Here is a 20,684-nt window from a genome sequence, read left to right on the forward strand (position 1 = left end):
TTGGTGTCGCTCACCGAGGACGCACGCGAACTGCACGACTATCTGGTCCGGCTCCGCCGCGAGCTCCACACCGAACCCGAAGTGGGCCTGCACCTTCCGCGGACCCAGGAGCGGGTTCTCGCGGCGCTGGACGGGTTGCCGCTCGAGATCACCACGGGCTCCGCACTCACCTCCGTCACGGCGGTCCTCAGGGGATCCCGGCCCGGCCCGACGGTGCTGCTCCGCGGCGACATGGATGCCCTCCCCGTCGGCGAACGCGCGAGCATCGACTACGCCTCACGGATCCCCGGGCAGATGCACGCGTGCGGGCACGACCTCCACACGTCGATGCTGGCCGGCGCCGCCCACCTGCTGTCCGCACGACGCGAGCACCTCGCCGGCGACGTCGTGTTCATGTTCCAACCCGGCGAGGAGGGATACGACGGCGCCGGCCTGATGCTGCAGGAAGGCGTGCTCGAGGCGTCGGGGTCCCGCCCGGTTGCCGCGTACGGTCTGCACGTGAGTGCGTCCGGGGCGCCCGGCGGCGTGTTCGTCACCCGGAAGGGCCCGCTGATGGCCGCGAGTGACGTTGCGACGGTGCGGGTGCTGGGCCGGGGCGGCCACGGGTCGTCACCCCACGCGGCCCTCGACCCTATTCCCGCGGCGTGCGAGATGGTGACGGCCCTGCAGACGTTCGCGACCCGCACGTTCGCCCCGTTCGACCCGGTCGTGCTCACGGTGGGCGCGTTCCACTCAGGCACCGCGGCGAATGTCATTCCCGACGACGCCCGCTTCGACATCACGGTGCGTACCTTCTCCCCCGAGAGCCAGGCGAAGGTCCGGGCCGGCATCACCCGGGTGTGCCGGGGAATCGCTGCCGCGCACGGGCTCGAGGTGGACGTCGACTACGACGAGCAGTACCCGGTGACCGTCAACGACGACACCGAGACGGAGTTCGTGGCCGACGTCGTCGCCGAGGTCCACGGTCCGGAGCGGTTCGCGTGGCAGCCGCAGCCGGCGGCCGCGTCCGAGGACTTCTCGCGGGTGCTGAACGAGATTCCGGGCGCGTTCGTGTTCCTCGGCGCGTGCCCCGCGGACCGCGATCCGGCGGCGGCCGCGTTCAATCACTCGCCGCTCGCAGAGTTCGACGACTCCGTCCTCGGCGACGGCGCCGCGCTCTACAGCGAACTCACGCTCCGCCGCCTCGCCCGGACCCGAGCGGACGAGGCAGCCTGATCACCGACCAGGGACGCGTATCAGGTCTCGACGAGGACGTCGCCGAGTCCCAGCGTTCGGCGGTGAAGGGTCGGCACGCCGCCTAGTAGGCGCGCCGTGCCGACCCCGAGCTCCGGGGCATGTCCGGTACCCGGGTCGCACCGACCATCTTCAGGGCGATGTTGACATACTTCTGGGCAACCACCTCCGGGCTGTGCATGCCCTCGGCGTGATACCAGCGCGGAATCACTTGGCACATACCGAGAACCGCGCGGGTGGTCTCGGCGGGATCCTCCACGTCGAACTCCTCGGCCGAGTTTCCGTCACGCACGATGTCGAGGACCAAGCCCTCGACGCCCTTCCGCACCGCGCGGTACCGCTCCCAGTTCTCCGGGCCGAGGTACCGCGCCTCGCCCTCGAGGGCTGCCAGCCGCGCTCGGTTCGTCATCTGCAGCACGATCGTGAAGATCACGTTCGCCAACCGCTGCACCGGATCACCGTCACCGGCGGCGTTCGCAGCTAGTGCCCGCGACCGCAGGTCACTGATGGACAGTTCGAGGAGCGCGATGAGCAGCCCCTCCTTGCTCTGATGGTGGTAGTACAGCGAGGGGACGGTGACCCCTACCCGACGGGCGATCTCCCGTACGGAGGCTCCGTGAAAGCCCGACTCGTAGAACGCGTCCAGCGCCGCCGACAGGATCGGGGTCAGTTCCAACCGCTCGACACTGCGCCAGTCGGTCGGACCATCGGCCCCTTCGCCCACGCCTGTCGACAACTTCGTCACCTGACCCCACACCTATCGTTCACGTTTGCTGACGGTCCGAGACTACTCGGACTCGAATCGGCCTCCCGCCGACTCGTGTCCGAGAGGACAGCGCTCCAGCCACATGCCGTAGCGGATCATCACTGCCCCAACCATTCCCGCAACACCTCGGCGCTATCCGCGCCAACCGGACGTGGCGGGGTCGGCAGCTCGGGCACACTCCGCGAGAACCTCGGTGCCGGCGCCGCCTGCGTGACGCCGTCCACTTCGAGGAGGGTTCCCCTCTCGCGCAGGTAGGAGTCCCCGGCGACCTCGTCGAACGACTGCACCGGCGTCACGCACGCATCCGTGCCGTCGAACACCGCCGCCCAGTGATCTCGGTCCTCGGAGCCGAACACTTCGGTGAACCGTTCCCTGAGCGCCGGCCACCCCGAGCGGTCGTTCTGATCCGGTAGGTCCTCGTCGGTCAGTCCAAGTCCGTCGAGCAACGCGGCGTAGAACGGCGGCTCGATCGCACCGACCGCGACGGCCCTCCCGTCTGCACAGGCATACGTGTCGTAGAACGGCGCACCGCCGTCGAGCAGATTCGCCCCGGCACTCGACGACCATTGACCGAAACCTCGCATGGCCCACATCATCTGGGACAGCACACTCACGCCGTCGAGCATGTTCGCGTCGATCACCTGGCCGAGACCCGATCGCTGCCGCTCGAACAGCGCCGACAGGATGCCCACCAACAGGAACATCGATCCGCCACCGAAATCGCCCACGAGATTCAACGGCGGCACGGGCCGCTCGCCCGGCCGGCCGATCGCATTGAGCGCGCCGGTCAACGAGATGTAGTTGATGTCGTGACCCGCCCGCGCAGCCATGGGCCCGCTCTGTCCCCACCCCGTCATCCGGGCGTAGACCAGTCCCGGATTGACCGCGGCGCAGTCGTCGGGCCCGAGCCCGAGGCGCTCGGCCACCCCGGGTCGGTAGCCCTCGATGAGCACGTCGGCTTTCGCGATCAGACGCAGCACCATGTCACGGTCGGCACCGTCCTTCAGATTGGCGGCCACCGAACGCCGGTTGCGCAGCATGTGATCCGGGTTTCCGTTCAGTACGTCGACGGCGGTCGAACCAGGCCGCTCGATTCGAACGACGTCGGCGCCGAGGTCGCCGAGGATCATCGCGGCATGCGGCCCTGGACCGATACCGGCGAGTTCGATCACCTTCAGTCCGTCGAGAGGCCCGGTCACGCGAAGCTCCCGAACCGCGCGGCGCGCTTGCCCTGGAACGCGTCGACGCCCTCCGCGAAGTCGGGTGTGGCGAGCAACGCGAGTTGCCCGGCCCGCTCCCGCGCGAAGGCCGAATCGAGCTGACCGAGCGTCGCGTCGTTGATCGCGTCCTTCGTCCTTCGGAAGGCGTCAGCGGGACCGACCGCGAGGCTCCGTGCGAGGGATTCGACCTCCATGTCGAAATCGTTGTCTGCGTAGACCTTCGCGATGAGTCCTTCCCGGAGAGCCTCGACGGCCCCGAGGCGCTCCGCCAACAGCGCCATCGTCATTGCACGAGCCCGTCCCACCGATGCCGCAACCAGCGCCGTGGCACCGCCGTCCGGCATGAGGCCGATCCTGGTGAAGGCCAACAGGAAGTAACTTGATTCGGAAGCAACGGTCAGGTCGCAGGCGAGCGCCAGCGATACTCCGACTCCCACGGCGGGGCCCTGGACGGCTCCGATCACCGGCCGCGGAAAACCGCGGATCTTCTCGACCACCCGATTGGCCGCATCGATCGTTTCGGCCGACGGCGCCGCAGACAGATCCAGTCCCGCGAGGTCGGCCCCGGTGCAGAACGCGCGTCCGGCGCCCGACAGCACGGCGACCCGCACATCCGGATCGACGGAATGATCCTCGAACGCGTCCGCAATCGCGTCCAGCGTCTCGACCCGGACCGCGTTCAAGCTCGCAGGGCGGTCGATGGTGACGCGCAGGACACCGTTCTCGACGGTGCTGACGACACCCCGTTCGGTCGTTGTCACAGTGAGTTCCTTCGGTTGCTCGGTTGCGGAATCAAGGCCACTTCGGAGGTAGCGGCACGAGCCGCGATCGGTCGCACCGGCGTGCCGCGGGCGACGCCGGTGGAGCCTCACCATGCTTACCAGGTCGACTTAACGTGCGCTAGATAGCGCATGCCATTGACCTGCACTGCCTGCGGTGGTAGCAATTTAGCGATCGTTAAATAAGTATGACTTTCCCCAAGGAGCCCCATGGCCGACGAGCCGATCACCGCCGAGCCCGCCGCGCTCTACGAGCGTCGAGGCGCCGTCGCGATCATCACCCTCAACCGCCCGCGCGCACTGAACGCGGTGAACGCTGCGCTCTCGACCGCGGTCGGCAGCCTGCTCGAGCGGGCCGACGCAGACGACGAGGTGTGGGTCATCGTCCTCACCGGCGCCGGGCGTGCCTTCTGCGCCGGCGCAGACCTCAAGGCCCTCGGCAGCGGCGCATCCCTCGATGCCGACGACCATCCGGAGTGGGGGTTCGCCGGTTACGCGCAGCATTGGGTGAGCAAGCCGACGATCGCCGCGGTCAATGGATTTGCCCTCGGCGGCGGCACGGAACTGGTCCTCGCCTCCGACCTGGCCGTCGTCGACGAGCAGGCACAGCTGGGTCTACCCGAGGTCAAGCGCGGACTGTTCGCCGCTGCAGGCGGCGTGATCCGCCTGCAGCAGCAGATCCCCCGCAAGGTCGCTCTCGAACTCGCGCTCACCGGCGAACCCATCACAGCCGTCGACGGCCTGAAGCTCGGCCTGGTCAACCGTGTCGCGCCCGCGGGGACTTCCCTCGAGGTGGCCCTCGAACTCGCCGAGAGCATCGCTGCGAATGCGCCGCTGGCCGTTCGTGAGTCGAAGTCGATGATCCACCGCACGGCCTCCACTTCGGACTGGGACCAGCACGCGTGGGACCAGAACGCCAAAGTCATGGAGATCGTCTTCACCAGCCAGGACGCGCAGGAGGGCCCGGCGGCGTTCGCCGAGAAGCGCCCACCGGTCTGGCAAGGCCGCTGACCCCACGACATCGCCGTCGGCGGCACCAACCACCCGCGACCACCACCCGAAAGGTATTCCCATGACGAACGCTGTCATCATCGACGCCGTCCGCCTCGCATCCGGCAGGGGCAAACCGGGCGGCGCACTCTCCGGCACTCATCCGGTCGAAATGCTTGCCAAGGTTCTCCGCGCGCTCGTCGAGCGCAACGATCTCGATCCCGCCATGGTCGACGACGTCATCGGCGGCTGCGTCCAGCAGGTCGGCGAGCAGGCGCTCAACATCTCCCGGACCGCGCTGCTCTCGGCCGGTTTCCCCGACTCCGTGCCGGCCACCACCCTCGACCGGCAGTGTGGATCGAGCCAGCAGGCAGCCCACTTCGCTGCGCAGGGCGTCATGGCCGGCGCCTACGACATCGTCATCGCATGCGGCGTCGAATCGATGAGCCGGATCCCCATGGGCACCTCCTCCATCGGACAGGACACGGCGGGACCGGGCATCGCCGCCCGGTACCCGGAAGGCCTTATTCACCAGGGCATTTCGGCTGAGCTGATTGCCGCGAAGTGGAATCTCGACCGTGAGGCTCTCGACGCGTACTCTGCCGAGTCGCACCGGCGCGCCGCCGCCGCGATGGAATCCGGGTTCTTCGACGCCGAGATCGTGCCGATCACCGTCACCACCGGAACCGGCGACGTGATCGAGCACACCACAGACGAGACCGTCCGCGCCGCCACGACGGCCGAGGGCCTGGCCGGACTGAAGCCGTCGTTCCGCACCGACGCATTCGCGCAGCGATTCCCCGAAGCCCAATGGCATGTAACACCCGGCAATTCGTCGCCGCTGACCGACGGCGCCTCCGCCGTGCTGATCATGAGCGAAGCCACCGCGAACAAGGTGGGCCTGACCCCGCGGGCGCGCTTCCACTCGTTCGCGGTGACCGGTGACGACCCGATGTACATGCTCACTGCGCCGATCCCGGCCACTCACAAGGTTCTCGCCAAGGCAGGACTCGGCATCGACGACATCGACGCCTACGAGGTCAACGAGGCCTTCGCCCCCGTTCCGTTGATGTGGGCGCACGAGTTCGGTGCCGACCCCGTCAAGCTCAACCCCCGTGGCGGCGCGATCGCTCTCGGTCACGCCCTCGGATCGTCCGGCACCCGCCTGCTCACGACACTCGTGAACCACCTCGAAGCCACCGGCGGACGCTACGGCCTCCAGACCATGTGCGAGGGCGCCGGCATGGCGAACGCCACCATCATCGAACGACTTTGAAACACAAGCACATCCGGAAGGAATCCGCATGAACGTCAACGACAGCGTCGCACTCGTCACCGGCGGCGCCTCGGGCCTCGGCCTGGCCACCGTCAAGGCCCTCCACGAGCAGGGCGCCAGCGTGGTCATCCTCGACCTGCCGTCGTCGAACGGCGAGGCCATCGCCAAGGACCTCGGCGACCGCGCCCGCTTCGCCGCCGGCGACGTGACCGACGAGGCCTCGGTCACCGCAGCCCTCGACCTGGCCGAGTCCCTCGGCCCGCTGCGCGTCGCCGTCAACTGCGCCGGCATCGGCAACGCCATCAAAACCGTCGGCCGCAGCGGCGCGTTCCCGCTCGCCGACTTCACGAAGATCATCAACGTCAACCTCGTCGGCACGTTCAACGTGATCCGCCTGGCGGCCGAGCGGATCGCGAAGACCGACCCGATCGACGGCGAACGCGGCGTCATCGTCAACACCGCCTCCGTGGCCGCATTCGACGGCCAGATCGGCCAGGCCGCCTACTCCGCCTCCAAGGGCGGCGTCGTCGGCATGACGCTCCCGATCGCCCGCGACCTCGCGTCGCTGCTGATCCGTGTCGTCACCATTGCTCCGGGCCTGTTCAAGACTCCGCTCCTCGGCTCACTGCCCGAGGCCGCACAGGCGTCCCTCGGCCAGCAGGTTCCGCACCCGTCGCGCCTGGGCGACCCCGCCGAGTACGGCGCGCTGGCCGCGCACATCGTCTCCAACCCCATGCTCAACGGCGAGGTCATCCGCCTCGACGGCGCCATCCGCATGGCACCGCGCTGATCATCCCGCAGTGAGAGCGGGTACGAACCGCTGGACCGCCGTCGCCCCTGCGCGGGTCGGGTGCCCGATCGCACCCGACCCGCGTGACCGTCGAGCCTGAAACAGAGAAACCGATGCAACGTAAGCACTTCGAAGCCGACCACGAGGACTACCGCGCAACCGTCCGGGAGTTCCTCGCCCGTGAGATCGAACCCCACTACCCCACGTGGGAGGAGGATCGGCTCATCGATCGATCCGCGTGGCTCGCAGCCGGCCACCACGGCATCGTCGGGCTCAGCGTGCCCGAGGAGTGGGGTGGCGCCGGTGTGAACGACTATCGGTTCCGGCAGGTCGTCTTCGACGAGATCGCCAGGACGGGTACGACTTCGTTCGGCGCCGGCCTGAGCGTGCACGACGACATCGTGATCCCCTACATCGTGCATCTCGGCACCGACGAGCAGAAGGCCCGCTGGCTGCCGCGCATGGCCGACGGTCATCGGATCGGCGCGATCGCGATGACCGAACCCGGCGCCGGATCGGACCTCCAAGGCGTTCGGACCACCGCTGTGCGGGATGGTGACGAGTGGGTGATCAACGGTCAGAAAACCTTCATCACCAATGGAATCCACGCCGATCTCGTGATCGTCGTGTGCCGAACCGACCTCGAGGCAGGATCGAAGGGCTACTCCCTGATCGTCGTCGAGCGGGACGCTCCCGGATTCAGCCGTGGTCGCAAGCTCCACAAGGTCGGGTTGGCCGCTCAGGACACCGCCGAGTTGGTCTTCGAAGATGTGCGAGTTCCGGCCGACAACCTGCTCGGCACGGAGGGAAGGGGATTCGTTCACCTGATGGAGAACCTTCCGCTCGAGCGGATCTCCATCGCGGTGTCAGCGATTGCCGCGGCCCGCGCCGCCTACGAGTGGACCAAGACCTACGCGTTCGAGCGAAAGGCGTTCGGAAAGCCGATCGGGGATCTCCAGAACACCCGATTCGCTCTCGCCGAAATGCGTACGGAGATCGAGGTCACCGAATCACACATCGACCGAGCCATTCTCGCGCTGAACGCCGGTGAGCTCACTGCCGTAGACGCTTCTATGAGCAAGTGGTGGGCGACCGAGCTCCAGAAACGGGTGGTCGACCGCTGTGTGCAGTTGCACGGCGGCTACGGATACATGATGGAGTACCCGATCGGCCGCGCCTACGTCGACAGCAGGATCCAGACCATCTACGGCGGCACCACCGAGATCATGAAGGAAATCATCGGTCGGGACATCGCCTCCGAGTTCCGGTGACACGAACAACCCGATCACATCGACGGGCCGCATCAAGGCCTCGGACGTCGACCTACCAGGAAAGTGACTGTGATGTTCCCTGGGATACATAGTGCCGTCACCCCGGACAAAGCGGCGGTGATTGTCGCCTCCACCGGAGCCGAAATCACCTACGCCGAGTTGGAGGTGCGGTCCGCACGTTTCGCGAGATGGATGTTCGACGCCGGACTGCGACGTGGCGACCACATTGCAGTCCTGACCGACAACGATCCGACGATCTTCGAACTGTACTGGGGTGCATTGCGTTCCGGACTCTACATAACGGTCGTAAACCATCACGGAACCGTCGATGACCTCGCCTACGTGATCACTGACTCGGGAGCCAGGGTGCTGGTCGCATCGGCCGCGTTGGCCGGGCTCGCCGAAGATCTGGCCGGGCGCGTGCCGCCCACCTGTCGACGCTTGGCATTCGGCGGGCCCGTCGCCGGCTACGAATTGTACGAAGACACAATGAGTGGTGTGTCTTCGCAGCCGCTGGCCGAGCAGCCCCGTGGATCCGACATGGCGTACTCGTCCGGGACGACTGGTCGACCGAAAGGCATCAAGTCGCCGCTGCCGGACCGTCAGATTCACGAGGCACCGGCCGATGCGCTCGCCGTGCTCGTCGAGGCACAATTCGGGTTCGGACCCGACACCGTCTATCTTTCTCCGGCCCCGATCTACCATGCGGCACCACTGCGGTACAGCGCGGCAACCCAGGCTCTCGGCGGCACCGTCGTACTGATGGACCGGTTCGAGGCCGAGAAGGCGCTCGCAACGATCGATCGTTACGCGGTTACCCACTCGCAATGGGTTCCCACGCACTTCATCCGAATGCTCAAGCTGCCGGAGCAAACTCGCGAACGATACGATCTGAGCTCGCTGCATGTGGCGTTGCACGCGGCCGCGCCGTGCCCGATCGAAGTCAAGCAGGCAATGCTCGACTGGTGGGGCGATGTGCTGTACGAGTACTACAGCTGTTCGGAAAACAACGGGTCCACCCTGATCAACAGCGAGGAATGGCGTCGTAAGCCAGGCAGCGTCGGTCGCGACGGCTTGCAGGGCATCGCTCACATCTGTGGCGACGACGGCCGGGAACTCGGACCACACGAGGTTGGACTGATCTACTTCCAACGCGACGACTGGTACTTCGAGTACCACGGAGACCCGGAGAAGACCGCCGACGCCCGACATCCTGACCATCCGACGTGGACCACGGTCGGCGATGTCGGATACCTCGACGAGGACCGCTATCTGTACCTCACCGACCGCGCGACGTTCATGATCATCTCCGGCGGGGTCAACATCTACCCCCAGCAGGTCGAGAATTGCCTCAGCATGCATCCCGCGATCTTGGATGTCGCGGTGATCGGAGTGCCGGATCCCGAGATGGGACAGGCCGTGCGGGCCGTCGTGCAGCTGATGCCTGGCATGTCGCCGTCGGACGACCTGGCGCACAACATCATCGACTTCGCCCGTGACCGGTTGGCCCACTACACGTGTCCACGTTCCGTGCAGTTCGTCGACAACCTGCCGCGGACCGAGACCGGAAAGCTCGCGAAACACCGGCTGTAGAAGTCGGCGGCTCCGGTAGTCCACCAGGGCTGCCGGAGCCTTCGGTTCTGCAGTAGAAGTCAGTCTGACGAATCGGATTTCCGACGGATGGGCTCAACATCTCCGAGGTCGAACCCGAGGGCGCCGATGCACATCTGATCCAGCGTCTCGAGGAGACTCTCCTCATTCGCCTCGTCGCCTTGGACAAGCCACAGATACAGCGTGTGGTCGACCATCGCGGCCATGGCGCGCGCGGCCATCACAGGATCGAGGGACTCTCGGACCTGCCCCTGTTCCTGCCAACGAGCGATAGCACGGGCCGATCGATCGATCAGCTTTCGTCGATGCTCGTGGCGTAGCGCGCGGAATTCGTCGTTGAAGGTCGCGACCTGCTCCACGATGGCCATCAACTTCGCATTGCGCCGATATGCCTGGTAATACGAGCGATTGGAGGCGATCAACCGCTCCGCCGGCGACAGGTCGGGATCGAGCGGTTCACGGCGGTGCACATCTTCGAACAGTCGCGTGCTCAACTCCTCGAACACGTCTTCCTTCGACTCGAAATACCGGTAGAAGGTCCCGTACGAGACACCGGCTTCCTGCGCGATCTGCTCGACGCGGGTATCGAGAAAACCGACCTCCTCGAAGACCTTCCGCGCCGCATCCAGCAGTCCGTCCCGGGTCTTTCTGCCACGCGCCGTCAGTGCGTCGACGGACGGCGGCGAGGATGGCGTGTTGGCCGATGACTTGCTCACTCGAACGAGTGTCGCAACAACCTGACATGACTGTCAAGTCATGTCAGGTTGTCGGGCCGAACAGCAATGATGACACGAACGCGACCCCGGTTGCAGCGATCCGATCCGGAGTCAGTTCCGTGACGGGTCGAGCAGGTGACGGGGGTTGGCGACGCTCAGCCGGGCGACGACCGCGCTCGACATCGTCCGACGGACGGTTGCGTCCGCATACGACAACGTCCCCGCGCGAATCCGACCGGCGAGATCGGCCTCGGACACGCAACCCAGGCCGGCGAGCAGATCCTGCAGCCGGCCGGTGTGGTCTTCGGCGGCGAGCTCCCGTCCCGCCATGCCCAGCAGGTTGACGCAGATGCGCAGCAGGTATCGCTCCCGCTCGTTGGCGTCGGCCAGCGCGGGGGCCACCTCGTCACGGAGGGTGCCGGTGACCAATGCCAAGATTTCCGAGATGCTGGGCCGATCGTGCAGGGACGGCGCCGGCGGCACCGTGTCCTGCTTCGGATAGACATCGTCGAGCAGGCCGAGAATCAGCAGCAGGTCGTACTCCGACTCGCAGACTCGGCGTCCGATGGCAGCCAATTCGATCGAGTGTTCGGCGCCGCCGAGGTGCCGTTGCGCCTGGAACCGGCTCAGCACCAACCACCTCAACGTTCCGAAAACTTCCCACCAGTGCAGTTCGGTATCGGACGGCCTGCTGCCCGTCGCCCGCTCGTAACCGTCGAGCAAATGATCACGGGTGCCGATCCCAGCGACGGGCAACTGCGCGCCGAACCGCCACGCGCGCACGCAGAGCCAACCGAGGTCCTCGATCGGATCGCCGAGGTGCGCGAGTTCCCAGTCCAGGACGCCGCGGATCCCGGTGCCGTCGACCAGGACGTTGCCGAGCCGGAAGTCACCGTGCACCAGCGCGTCCGGACGCTTGGGGGGCGTGTGCTCACGGAGCCACCGGAGCCCGGCCTCGACCGCGGGGCGGGGATCGTCCAGGTCCCGGTACACGGCCTCGATCGCGTCCAATGGGTCGCGCGCGTCGAGCATCCCCAGAGTGCCGATGTCCGCCTTGTGGATCTGCCCGAGGACGAATCCCATGTCCGCGGCCAGATGCGTGCGCACCTCACTGAACTCTCTGTCCCGCTGCAACTTACGCGGAATCGACTCGCCGTCGACCTTGTCCATCAGCAGATACGGCGCCTCGATGCCCGGCGCGGTGTCCCCGGAGGCCAGCACGGCCGGTACCGGCACCCCCGCCGCGGAGGCGGCCCGCAAGCAGGCCGCTTCCGCACGCATCCGGTCGGCGTCGCCGTGCCCGGGTGGGTCACGGCGCAGCACGACCTCCAGCGTCCGTCCGTCCGGGTCGCGAGCGTCGGCCGCCCACACCTGACGGCTCGCCCCGCCGGTCAACTGCCGCGGCTCCCCGACGCTCATTTCACTACCCCACGCGTCGCTCAGAACGCCGCGGATCCCGTCACCGAGCGGACCGGGGGTGTCAATCACAGCCATGGTGCGGCACCGGGATCGCGCAGCAATCGACGTGCGGTCGACATGCGATGCACCTCGTCGGGACCGTCGTAGATCCGGGCATAGCGGGCCTGGCGGTACATCCGCTCGAGCGGGGTGTCGGCGGTCAGCCCGAGCGCGCCGTGCACCTGGATGGCCCGGTCGACGACGTCGTGCAGCATCCGGGCACCCCAGAACTTCACCAGACCGATCCGGACGCGGGCGTCCTCGCCGGCGTCCATCGCGCGGGCCGCGTCCAGGGTCATCAGACGCGCCGCATGGATCTGCGCCGCGGATTCCGCAATGTACCGGTGGATTTCGCCCTTCTCCGCGAGCAGCGACCCGTGCACGTAGCGGGTGTTCGCACGCTCGCACATCAGCTCGTACGCGCGCTGCGCCTGACCGAGCCAGCGCATGCAGTGGAAGATCCGGCCGGGTCCGAGCCGGTCCTGGGCAACGACGAATCCCTTGCCGCGTTCGCCGAGCAGGTTGGCCGACGGCACGCGGACGTCGGTGAGGCGAACCTCGTAGTGATCACTCGGATCGTGTCCCATCGTCGGGATCGAACGGACGATCTCGAATCCAGGAGCGTCGGTCGGCACGATGATCGCGCTGATCCGGGAGTGCCGCGGCGTGGAGTCGGGCTCGGTGCGCGCGAATACGGAGCAGTACCCGGCGTCCGCGACACCCGTGGTGAACCACTTGAGCCCGTTGATGACCCAGGTGTCGCCGTCGAGTTCCGCGCGGGTCTCGATCAGCGTGGGGTCGGAGCCCGCTGTCTCGGGCTCGGTGAGACCGACCGACGGCAGGAACTCCCCCGCGACGATCGGCGGGATCCAACGCCGCTTCTGCTCCTCGGTCCCGTGCTTGTAGAGCATCAGCGTGTCCTGCATGGACACCGAACCGACGGCCAACTGACCGAACTCGGATCGGCCGATGACCTCGTTGAGGTAGACGAAGTCGAGGAACGGAACTCCCCCACCGCCCACGTCCGCGGGATGCCCGAGTGCCCACAGGCCGAGTTCCTTTGCCCGCGAACGCAGTTGTTCGAGGGTCTTGCGGGCGGTCTCGTCCTCTTTCGCGAGGACAGGTTCGGACGGAATCACCTCGTCGTCGATGAACGCACGCATCCGCGCACACAGATCGGCGATGCGGCCTTCGGGATGGTTCACAGTCATGGGTGCCTCCTAGCGGCAGCGGCAACCTCGCGCAGGGGTCGGGTGGCCGCAGAGTCGACGTATTCGTCGATGCGACAGATCCGGCCGTCGACGACACGGACGAACAAGCTGGCCGGCACCTCCAGCGGACCGTATCCGGCGAGCGTGCCGCGCACGACGTGCTGTTGCGCAAATCCGTCGGGCAGAGCGTGGCGACGGATGTCTTCGTAGCGGAAGTTCTCGAGAGTCCTGGAGAGCCAGCGCAGTACGCGGAGATTCTCCGCGACCGTCTGCTCCTCCCCGTCGTCGTTGTGCCAGATGCGCGCGTCCGGCGAATACAGTTCGGCGAGTGTCACCGCGTCGCCGCTGCTGACGGCGGCGAAGAAGCGGTCTGCGAGGTCGTTCATACGAAAATGCCTCTCCTCACGGCAATTGCACGGGAGCAGCGTCCGGGTCGAGACGGCTCCTCTGCCGACCGACGCGGAGTGCACTGTTGACAGATGACTTGCCCACGGAGAAACTATCCAAGAAGGTGACATGACTGTCAAGTCAGATTTCTGCCTCATTCTCACGCCATCGCTCACGAAAGGACCGCCGTGAACGCCACCAACCCGAAGTTCGAATTCCGCGGGATCAACCACCTCGCACTAGTCTGCGCGGACATGAAGCGCACCATCGACTTCTACTCGGGCACCCTGGGTATGCCGCTCGTCAAGACCCTCGAACTGCCCGGCAATCTCGGACAGCACTTCTTCTTCGATTGCGGGGGCGGCAACACGATCGCGTTCTTCTGGCTGGCGGACTCCCCGGACGCGGCACCCGGAATCGCTGCCCCGAAGGGCCTGCCCGACCAGGGTGAACTCGCCAGCGCCGTCGGCTCGATGAATCACGTTGCATTCGCCGTGCCGCCGGAGAAGTTCGACGACTACCGCGCGCGACTCGAAGCCGACGGCGTCGCGCTCAGCCGTGTCCTCAACCACGACGACAGCCCGGCCGGCGTGTCGCGAGAGGTTCATCCCGGCACCTTCGTTCGGTCGTTCTACTTCCAGGACCCCGACGGAGTGCTACTCGAGTTCGCCTGTTGGACACGCGACTTCACCGAAGCCGACGTTTGTCACGAACCCAAGACGGCCGCCGACCGTCGTGTACCCAGCACCTCCTGACAGCCTGAAAGGAACCATCCATGCCCCGACTTCGTGAGGTCCCCCGCGCCGAGGTGACCGACGAGAAGATCCTGTTCTTCTACGACCGACTCTTCGGCCCCGACAAGGACCCCGCCGTCGACCACGGCACCATCCACGCCACCCCGGGCGACTGGTGGACGGTCTTCGCGCAGTCCCCCGACGTGTTCCGCCACGCGGTGCGCGGATTCGCCCTCTACCGCAACGCCGCCCTCGCCCCCCTGCTCCGCGAACTCGGCCAGGCCCGCGCCGGATACGCCCGCGGCAGCCAGTTCGTCTTCTCACAGCACTGCAAGCAGATGCGCTCGCTCGGCATGGCCGAGGAGAAGATCGCAGCGCTTCCGCACTGGCAGATCAGCGACCAGTTCTCCGAACTCGAACGCGCCGTCCTGGCCTACACCGACGCCCTCGTCCTCGACGGTGGCCGTGTCGCCGACGAGGTGTTCGACGCTCTCAAAGCGCACCTGCCCGACCAGCAGATCATGGAACTGACCTACATCACCTGCATGTACGACATGCACGCCACGATCTGCCGAGCGCTACGCCTCGAGTTCGACGACCGCCCCGAACCCGTCGAGGAAGTCCGAGTGCCCGAAGGAGTCGTCGTCGCCGACCTGTCCGCCGACCTGTCCGGGGAGTGACGGGCTCCCGTCTATCGAACACGCGGACAGCATCTTTCGCCCTGTTATCGAGGAGTGGACATGGAAGTAGTCGCAGTCCTGGAACTGAGCTTCAAGCCGGAATCATTGGACACCGCGCGTGAGGTCATGCGTCGGGTACTCGAGGAAACACGGGCATTCCCTGGCTGCCTGCGGGTGACCTCGGTCGTCGACTCCGAGGACCCGACCCTCTGGCGCTTCGTGGAGACCTGGCAATCGGCCGAGCACGATGCCGAATATCGCAGGTACCGCGCCGGCGAGGGCGCCATCGCGGATCTCGGTCCGCTACTTTCCGGGGCACCGTCGCTCGCGAGAGGCACCGTCGACCCGCGGCTGTGATCGAACCGGGACCGTACGTCCGAGCTGAGTAGGGCTGAACGAAGAAGGTCTCCTGTCGTGAAGTGGAGTTACTGAATGTCCACGACACGACAGGAGACCTTTTGCAGTTCCGCGACCCGGTCAGGGGGTGGTGAGCAACTCCCGGGGATCCTGCTGAACTGCGCTCGTCGTCCGGGCGTCCCTGCGCCGACCCGGGATTCGGGACACCACCGGCCCCAGTATCCATCGGACGACGCTGATCAGCCCGTACGGAAGCACGAAGATGAACAGGATCAACGCGCCTCCGTAGGTCATGCCCGCGGCGGACTGGTTGATCTCGGCGGTCCACTGCGGGACGTACACGACGAAGAACGCACCGAACACGACGCCGGGCACAGTGCCGAGTCCGCCGATCACGATCATCGTGATGAACGCGATCGCGAGCGGCAACCCGAATGCCTCCGGGCCGACGTACTGGACCACCCAGCTGTAGAGCACGCCGCCGACACCGGCAAGTGCGGCACTGAGCGCGAACACCGTCGTCTTGGTCCGAGTGGCGGGCACACCGAGAGTGGTTGCGACCGCCTCGTAGTCACGGATCGCGATCAACGAGCGGCCGATCCGTCCGGTGGAGAGCCTGCGCACCACCAGATACGCGACGAGGGCCACCACCAGGCACAGGTAGTACACCCACTGGTCCCGCTCGAGCCCCGTGGAAGCCGGCGCGTCGGCTTCGGAGATGTTTATGCCCGCCTGACCGTCGGTGACGTGTTCGAAGCGCTTGATCACCGCGGGCGTCACCAGCGCGAGTCCCAATGTGGCGAGCGCCAACTGGAGTCCATGGAGCCGCAGAGCCGGCAACCCGAAGAGGTATCCGACGACATAACAAACGACGAACGAGAGCGGAATCAGGACCGGATACGGAACACCGTGGTTCTGGATCAGGACCGCGCTCAGATACGCGCCGACAGCGAAGAAGAATCCGTGACCGAGCGAGATCTGGCCGGTGTTGCCGGTCAATAGGTTCAGCCCCAGCCCGACCACGACGTACACCATCACCATCGAGCGATCGAAATTCACGTACGGCGCCGATACCAGCGGTGCCACTGCGGCAATCACAACCACGGCTACGACCGTGACGCGCGACAGCCACAACGGCGCATCGAGTTCGGCCCGCGGCCGGCGAAGCAGTTCGAGAATTCTCATACCCGCGCCACCTTCCTGGCGCCGAACAGTCCCTCGGGCTTGAACAGCAGCACCCCGAGAATCAGAACCAAGGCGACAGCCTGCTTGAAGTCGTGGCCGATCCACGAAATGTAAGTACCGGCAAGATTTTCCGCAACGCCGACACACAGACCTCCGACCAGCGCGCCGACGGGACTGTCCAATCCGCCGAGCACCGCGGCTGCGAAGGCGTAGATCAGCGACGCGACGAGCATGTTCGGCTGGAGGAACAGCTGCGGCGCGGCCAGTGACGCAGCGAGCGCCCCGATCGCCGCGGCCAGTCCCCAGCCGATCATCAACATCCGGCCGACCGGCACACCGATCAACTGCGCGGAGTCCGGGTTACCGGCAGCAGCACGCATCGCCAGACCGACCTTCGTTCGCTGGAAGAGGACGAACAGCAGGGCCGCGACCACGACGACCGCACCGACGATCACCAGCGACTGACGCGAGATCGCGACCGGACCGAGGGTGATCACCGGACCGGACACCATCGACGGGAACTCCTTGCTCTGCACACCCCAGATCCAGCCGGCCGCACTGTTGAGCACCAGCATCAGCCCGAGCGTGATGATGACGAGCGGCATGTGATTCGGCGATGAAGCGAGCGGCCGGATCAGCACCCGTTCGGTTGCCGCACCGCCGAGGAACGCGACCACCATCGCACCGAGGATCGCAAGGTACAGCGGGGCGCCCCACTGGTGGAACTGCCACGCGAAGAAGGCCGAGAACATGGCCATCTCGCCCTGGGCGAAGTTCACGATCCCGGAAGCCCGGTAGACCAGGACGATGCTCAACGCGAAGGCGCCGTATAGCGCGCCCCACGTCAGACCGTCGACCAACTGTTGAAGAAACACCTGCATGACCAAAACTCCTGTGCTCAGTAGCCGAGGTACGCGCGCCGTACCGACTCGTCGTCCGCGAGGTCGGCGGCGGGGCGCTGGGCGACGACCCGACCGGCGTCGACGAGCACCGCGGACGATCCGATCTCGAGGGCCAAATGCGCGTTCTGCTCGACGACGAGAATCGTTGTCCCCGTTTCCTGGTTGATCCTGCCCAGGGCTCGAAACACCTCCTGGGTGATTCGCGGTGCCAGGCCGAGGGACGGCTCGTCGAGGAGCAGCAGGCGCGGGCCGGCGACGAGGGCGCGGGCGATCGCCAGCATCTGCTGTTCACCGCCGCTGAGCCCGGCCGCCAGTTGCCGGCGCCGCTCCTGCAACCGCGGGAAGAAGTCGTACCACTGCTCGATCGCCCGCTCGGTGGCCGCGGACGACGTGGTGTATCCACCGATCCGCAGGTTCTCCTCCACCGTCAGGTCCCCGAACGTGCCGCGCCCCTGGGGGACGTGGGCCACGCCCAGCCGCGCGATCCGGTCGGTGCGGCGGCCGGTGATGTCGCGGCCGTCGAAGGTGATGCGGCCGCTGGTGCGCACCAACCCGCAGATCGACCGCAGAATCGTCGTCTTGCCGGCACCGTTCGCCCCGAGCACCACCGTCACCTCGCCGTCCGGCACCTCGAAGTCGATGCCGTGCAGCACTTCCGCACTCCCGTACCGGGCATGCAGCCCTTCGACACTCAGCAGGGTCATGCCGCACCTCCCAGGTAGGCCTCGACGACTTCTGGATGGGCGGCGACTTCGGCCGGTGCCCCCTCGGTGACCTTCTGCCCGAAGTTCAGCACGACGACCCGGTCCGAGATCGACATCACCATCGCCATGTGGTGCTCGACCAGCAGAACCGAGAACCCCCGCTCGTCGCGGAGTGTCCGGACGGTGTCGGCGAGCTCGAGGACCTCCTCGTGGATCAGGCCGTTCGCCGGTTCGTCGAGCATCAGAAGTTGCGGGCGTTGCATCAACGCCCGCGCCAGTTCGATTCGCTTCAACGTGCCGTACGGCAGATTGCCGGCGGGTTCGCGCCCGACGTGCGCGAGATTCATCGACTCGAGCAGGGTCCACGCCTCCTCCCGTTCCCGCCGCTCCTCGCGCCGGGTGAGCGGCAGTCCCAGCGCCGTTTCCAGAAATCCGGACCGGGTACGCGAGTACGCGCCGGTGAGCACGTTCTCCACCACCGACATCGTCGGAAACAACCCGATGTTCTGGAACGTCCTGGCGATACCGACGTCGGCGACGGCGTCCGCCGAGAGCGACAGCAGATCGTTGTCCCCGAACGTGATCCGGCCCGAATCCGGCTGGTACAGCCGGCTGATGCAGTTGAAAAGAGTGGTCTTCCCCGCACCGTTCGGCCCGATCAGACCGACGATCCGACCGGGCTCGATAGTGAACGACGGCCCGTCCAGCGCGACGACGCCACCGAACCGGAGTCGGACGTCCTCCACCCGCAGCGCGGGCACGTCGGACGACACCGCCGTCACCCCTCGGCGCTGCGCGTGACCACAGCGTCGTAATGCCAGGCGCCGCCACGGAAGGTCATCGGGGCCATCGACGTGATCGCGTAGGGGTAGTCCGGAGTGGTGTCGAAGGTGACACCCTCGATGGACAGGTCCGTGGTCACGCCCCGCAGATTCTGGACGGCGTCGAGCAGATCGGCGCGAGTACATCCCTTCATCTGCTCGAGCGAGGTGACCAGCAACTGGGCGGTGTTGTATCCGGTCGCCGCGATGGTGTCGGTGCTCTTGATCTTGCCCGAGTTCCGTTCGGCGAAGGCACGCCACTTCTGCACACCCGGCTTGGCGTCGTGATCCTTGCTGCTGACGTCGTAGATCCAATAGAAAGAGTGGACGCCCTCTGCCGCGTCGAGCCCGGCCGGAGCGAGCACGAAGTTCGTGTCGGTGGCGCCCGAGTAGATGTAAGTGTCCGGCTTCCAGCTCAATTCGTGTGCCTTCTTGAGGGACTGCGTCACGAAGCTGGCCGTCGCGAAGTTGACGAACACGTCCGCACCGGAGTTTGCGAGGTTGACCACCTGCGAGTCCACCGACGGCGTCGTCTGCTCGTACGACTGCTGGGCCACGATCTGCACTCCGCTGCCCGTCAGCGCGGACTTCAGTGCATCGAGGCTGCCGTTGCCGAGGCTGTCGTTCGGGTACAGGACCGCGATCTTCGCCTGCGGATGATCCCGGATGATCTGCTTCGCACGCTCCGACACCTCCCACCCGGTCTGCGGATTCACCGCACCGGCGACGACGGGCCGCTGGTCGATCTTGGCAAGCAGCTCGTCGGTGCCGGTCATCGGGAACACGAGCGGGACGTTCTTCTGCGTCAGATAGTCCACGACAGCGAGCGTCGAGGCAGTACCGATCAGATTCTGGATCGCGAACACCTGCTGTTGTTCGACGAGCGTCCGGACGTTGCCGACCGTACGCGCCGGGTCGTATCCGTCGTCCATCGCGGTGTACACGATCTTGCGGGTCTTGCCGTCACCCATCGCAACTCCGCCGGCCGCATTGATCTCGTCGAACAACGCGGATGCCGCCGTCGCCTGCGGTCCGGCGACCGACTGCATGAGGCTGGTGCCGAACCGGATCTCGGTGTCGGTGATGCCCGGGTCGCAGTCGCCCGCGGCGGCGGTCGTCTCGCGGCCGGAACAGGCGGTGAGGGCGGCGGTAGCGCACAGGGCGGTCAGGCCCACGGCTAGGGTACGTTTCATGGTCGCTCCGTTGGTTGGGATGTGATATCGGCCAGAAATAGTTGGCGGCCAACCGTTTCCGGTATGGCGAAGCAGCGGCGACTGCCGTCACCGCCGCCTGGCGCGCAGCGTCAGACGCGCGACGAAGAGATCCGAGCGCTCAGGTTCTTGCGCGAGCAGTGATCGGCGATGTAGCTGACCGGCATTCAGGTACTCCTTCGACCAGTGGGTATGAGCTGGAACGTGATTGACCGCCAGCGCGCTGGACTGCTGGGGCATGCGACTCCGCAGGCGCGCAATGGCAACGGAGAAGAAGCAGTGGAGGTAAAGGGATCGTGACGTGATAGTCATGTCATTTTCAGCAAATTGTGATCGCCGACACCGGGACTGTCAACCCCCGGCGGACGAACCCGCCCTCTAC

22 protein-coding genes are annotated in these 20,684 nt (G+C 66.4%); 9 read left to right on the forward strand and 13 right to left on the reverse strand.

Annotation, left to right across the window (positions count from 1 at the left end; all coding sequences use genetic code 11):
• The first annotated feature begins 3 nt into the window (after positions 1-3).
• On the forward strand, positions 4-1,215 hold the full coding sequence (locus ACQ5DX_RS20795) for a M20 metallopeptidase family protein (RefSeq protein ID WP_430334372.1): 1,212 nt from the start codon (positions 4-6) through the stop codon (positions 1,213-1,215).
• 82 nt (positions 1,216-1,297) lie between these two features.
• Here the strand turns inward: ACQ5DX_RS20795 and ACQ5DX_RS20800 are convergent, their stop codons facing one another.
• The 3 genes from ACQ5DX_RS20800 to ACQ5DX_RS20810 all read right to left on the reverse strand — a co-directional run bounded on the left by ACQ5DX_RS20800 (position 1,298) and on the right by ACQ5DX_RS20810 (position 3,980).
• The gene (locus ACQ5DX_RS20800; protein ID WP_430334373.1) at positions 1,298-1,978 is read right to left on the reverse strand and encodes a TetR/AcrR family transcriptional regulator; all 681 of its coding nucleotides are present in this window, start codon (positions 1,976-1,978) and stop codon (positions 1,298-1,300) included.
• 119 nt (positions 1,979-2,097) lie between these two features.
• Complete coding sequence (locus ACQ5DX_RS20805) at positions 2,098-3,198, reverse strand: CaiB/BaiF CoA transferase family protein (protein WP_430334374.1); 1,101 nt, start codon at positions 3,196-3,198, stop codon at positions 2,098-2,100.
• The gene (locus ACQ5DX_RS20810) at positions 3,195-3,980 is read right to left on the reverse strand and encodes an enoyl-CoA hydratase (protein WP_430334375.1); all 786 of its coding nucleotides are present in this window, start codon (positions 3,978-3,980) and stop codon (positions 3,195-3,197) included. Before ACQ5DX_RS20810 ends, ACQ5DX_RS20805 begins: the two co-directional genes overlap by 4 nt.
• Before the next feature lie 228 nt (positions 3,981-4,208).
• Between ACQ5DX_RS20810 and ACQ5DX_RS20815 the strand changes: the two genes are divergently transcribed.
• The 5 genes from ACQ5DX_RS20815 to ACQ5DX_RS20835 all read left to right on the forward strand — a co-directional run bounded on the left by ACQ5DX_RS20815 (position 4,209) and on the right by ACQ5DX_RS20835 (position 9,918).
• The gene (locus ACQ5DX_RS20815) at positions 4,209-5,009 is read left to right on the forward strand and encodes a crotonase/enoyl-CoA hydratase family protein (RefSeq protein WP_430334376.1); all 801 of its coding nucleotides are present in this window, start codon (positions 4,209-4,211) and stop codon (positions 5,007-5,009) included.
• Positions 5,010-5,070: 61 nt separating this feature from the next.
• A complete protein-coding gene (locus tag ACQ5DX_RS20820; RefSeq protein ID WP_430334377.1) occupies positions 5,071-6,264 on the forward strand; it encodes a thiolase family protein in 1,194 nt (397 codons plus the stop codon).
• 28 nt (positions 6,265-6,292) lie between these two features.
• Positions 6,293-7,054 carry a 3-hydroxyacyl-CoA dehydrogenase gene (locus ACQ5DX_RS20825; protein ID WP_430334378.1) on the forward strand — a complete coding sequence of 254 codons (762 nt, stop codon included), beginning with the start codon at positions 6,293-6,295 and terminating at the stop codon, positions 7,052-7,054.
• Between the two features lie 113 nt (positions 7,055-7,167).
• Positions 7,168-8,325: an acyl-CoA dehydrogenase family protein gene (locus ACQ5DX_RS20830; protein ID WP_430334379.1), complete on the forward strand. Its 1,158-nt coding sequence runs from the start codon at positions 7,168-7,170 to the stop codon at positions 8,323-8,325.
• 72 nt (positions 8,326-8,397) lie between these two features.
• Positions 8,398-9,918: an acyl-CoA synthetase gene (locus ACQ5DX_RS20835; protein WP_430334380.1), complete on the forward strand. Its 1,521-nt coding sequence runs from the start codon at positions 8,398-8,400 to the stop codon at positions 9,916-9,918.
• Positions 9,919-9,977: 59 nt separating this feature from the next.
• On the opposite strand, the gene ACQ5DX_RS20840 is transcribed toward ACQ5DX_RS20835, so the two are convergent.
• From ACQ5DX_RS20840 to ACQ5DX_RS20855, 4 genes are all read right to left on the reverse strand, one after another.
• Positions 9,978-10,652 carry a TetR/AcrR family transcriptional regulator gene (locus ACQ5DX_RS20840; RefSeq protein ID WP_430334381.1) on the reverse strand — a complete coding sequence of 225 codons (675 nt, stop codon included), beginning with the start codon at positions 10,650-10,652 and terminating at the stop codon, positions 9,978-9,980.
• Between the two features lie 111 nt (positions 10,653-10,763).
• Positions 10,764-12,146 (reverse strand): phosphotransferase family protein, encoded by a 1,383-nt coding sequence (locus ACQ5DX_RS20845; RefSeq protein WP_430334382.1) that lies wholly within the window; start codon positions 12,144-12,146, stop codon positions 10,764-10,766.
• Positions 12,137-13,321, reverse strand: coding sequence for an acyl-CoA dehydrogenase family protein (locus ACQ5DX_RS20850; protein WP_430334383.1), 1,185 nt, complete (start codon positions 13,319-13,321; stop codon positions 12,137-12,139). The genes ACQ5DX_RS20845 and ACQ5DX_RS20850 overlap by 10 nt, the downstream gene beginning before the upstream one ends.
• Complete coding sequence (locus ACQ5DX_RS20855) at positions 13,318-13,707, reverse strand: nuclear transport factor 2 family protein (RefSeq protein ID WP_430334384.1); 390 nt, start codon at positions 13,705-13,707, stop codon at positions 13,318-13,320. Before ACQ5DX_RS20855 ends, ACQ5DX_RS20850 begins: the two co-directional genes overlap by 4 nt.
• Before the next feature lie 189 nt (positions 13,708-13,896).
• Here ACQ5DX_RS20855 and ACQ5DX_RS20860 point away from each other — a divergent pair, with 189 nt between their 5' ends.
• Genes ACQ5DX_RS20860 through ACQ5DX_RS20870 form a run of 3 tightly spaced genes read left to right on the forward strand, consistent with a single transcriptional unit; the run spans position 13,897 to position 15,479 of the window.
• Entirely contained in the window at positions 13,897-14,463 is a 567-nt protein-coding gene (locus ACQ5DX_RS20860) for a VOC family protein (RefSeq protein WP_430334385.1), read from the forward strand.
• Between the two features lie 20 nt (positions 14,464-14,483).
• Positions 14,484-15,122 (forward strand): carboxymuconolactone decarboxylase family protein, encoded by a 639-nt coding sequence (locus ACQ5DX_RS20865; protein WP_430334386.1) that lies wholly within the window; start codon positions 14,484-14,486, stop codon positions 15,120-15,122.
• A 60-nt stretch (positions 15,123-15,182) separates the two neighbouring features.
• Positions 15,183-15,479, forward strand: coding sequence for a putative quinol monooxygenase (locus ACQ5DX_RS20870; RefSeq protein ID WP_430334387.1), 297 nt, complete (start codon positions 15,183-15,185; stop codon positions 15,477-15,479).
• A 120-nt stretch (positions 15,480-15,599) separates the two neighbouring features.
• Here the strand turns inward: ACQ5DX_RS20870 and ACQ5DX_RS20875 are convergent, their stop codons facing one another.
• The 6 genes from ACQ5DX_RS20875 to ACQ5DX_RS20900 form a co-directional block, all read right to left on the reverse strand.
• A complete protein-coding gene (locus ACQ5DX_RS20875; RefSeq protein WP_430334388.1) occupies positions 15,600-16,664 on the reverse strand; it encodes a branched-chain amino acid ABC transporter permease in 1,065 nt (354 codons plus the stop codon).
• Positions 16,661-17,545 (reverse strand): branched-chain amino acid ABC transporter permease, encoded by an 885-nt coding sequence (locus tag ACQ5DX_RS20880; RefSeq protein ID WP_430334389.1) that lies wholly within the window; start codon positions 17,543-17,545, stop codon positions 16,661-16,663. The genes ACQ5DX_RS20875 and ACQ5DX_RS20880 overlap by 4 nt, the downstream gene beginning before the upstream one ends.
• A 17-nt stretch (positions 17,546-17,562) precedes the next feature.
• The gene (locus ACQ5DX_RS20885) at positions 17,563-18,270 is read right to left on the reverse strand and encodes an ABC transporter ATP-binding protein (RefSeq protein WP_430334390.1); all 708 of its coding nucleotides are present in this window, start codon (positions 18,268-18,270) and stop codon (positions 17,563-17,565) included.
• On the reverse strand, positions 18,267-19,043 hold the full coding sequence (locus ACQ5DX_RS20890) for an ABC transporter ATP-binding protein (protein WP_430334391.1): 777 nt from the start codon (positions 19,041-19,043) through the stop codon (positions 18,267-18,269). Before ACQ5DX_RS20890 ends, ACQ5DX_RS20885 begins: the two co-directional genes overlap by 4 nt.
• 5 nt (positions 19,044-19,048) lie before the next feature.
• Complete coding sequence (locus tag ACQ5DX_RS20895) at positions 19,049-20,284, reverse strand: ABC transporter substrate-binding protein (RefSeq protein ID WP_430334392.1); 1,236 nt, start codon at positions 20,282-20,284, stop codon at positions 19,049-19,051.
• 87 nt (positions 20,285-20,371) lie between these two features.
• On the reverse strand, positions 20,372-20,542 hold the full coding sequence (locus ACQ5DX_RS20900; protein ID WP_430334393.1) for a hypothetical protein: 171 nt from the start codon (positions 20,540-20,542) through the stop codon (positions 20,372-20,374).
• Positions 20,543-20,684 lie beyond the last annotated feature (142 nt).

Origin of the sequence: Rhodococcus sp. ACT016 (assembly GCF_050477185.1) — a bacterium.
GTDB lineage: Bacteria > Actinomycetota > Actinomycetes > Mycobacteriales > Mycobacteriaceae > Prescottella.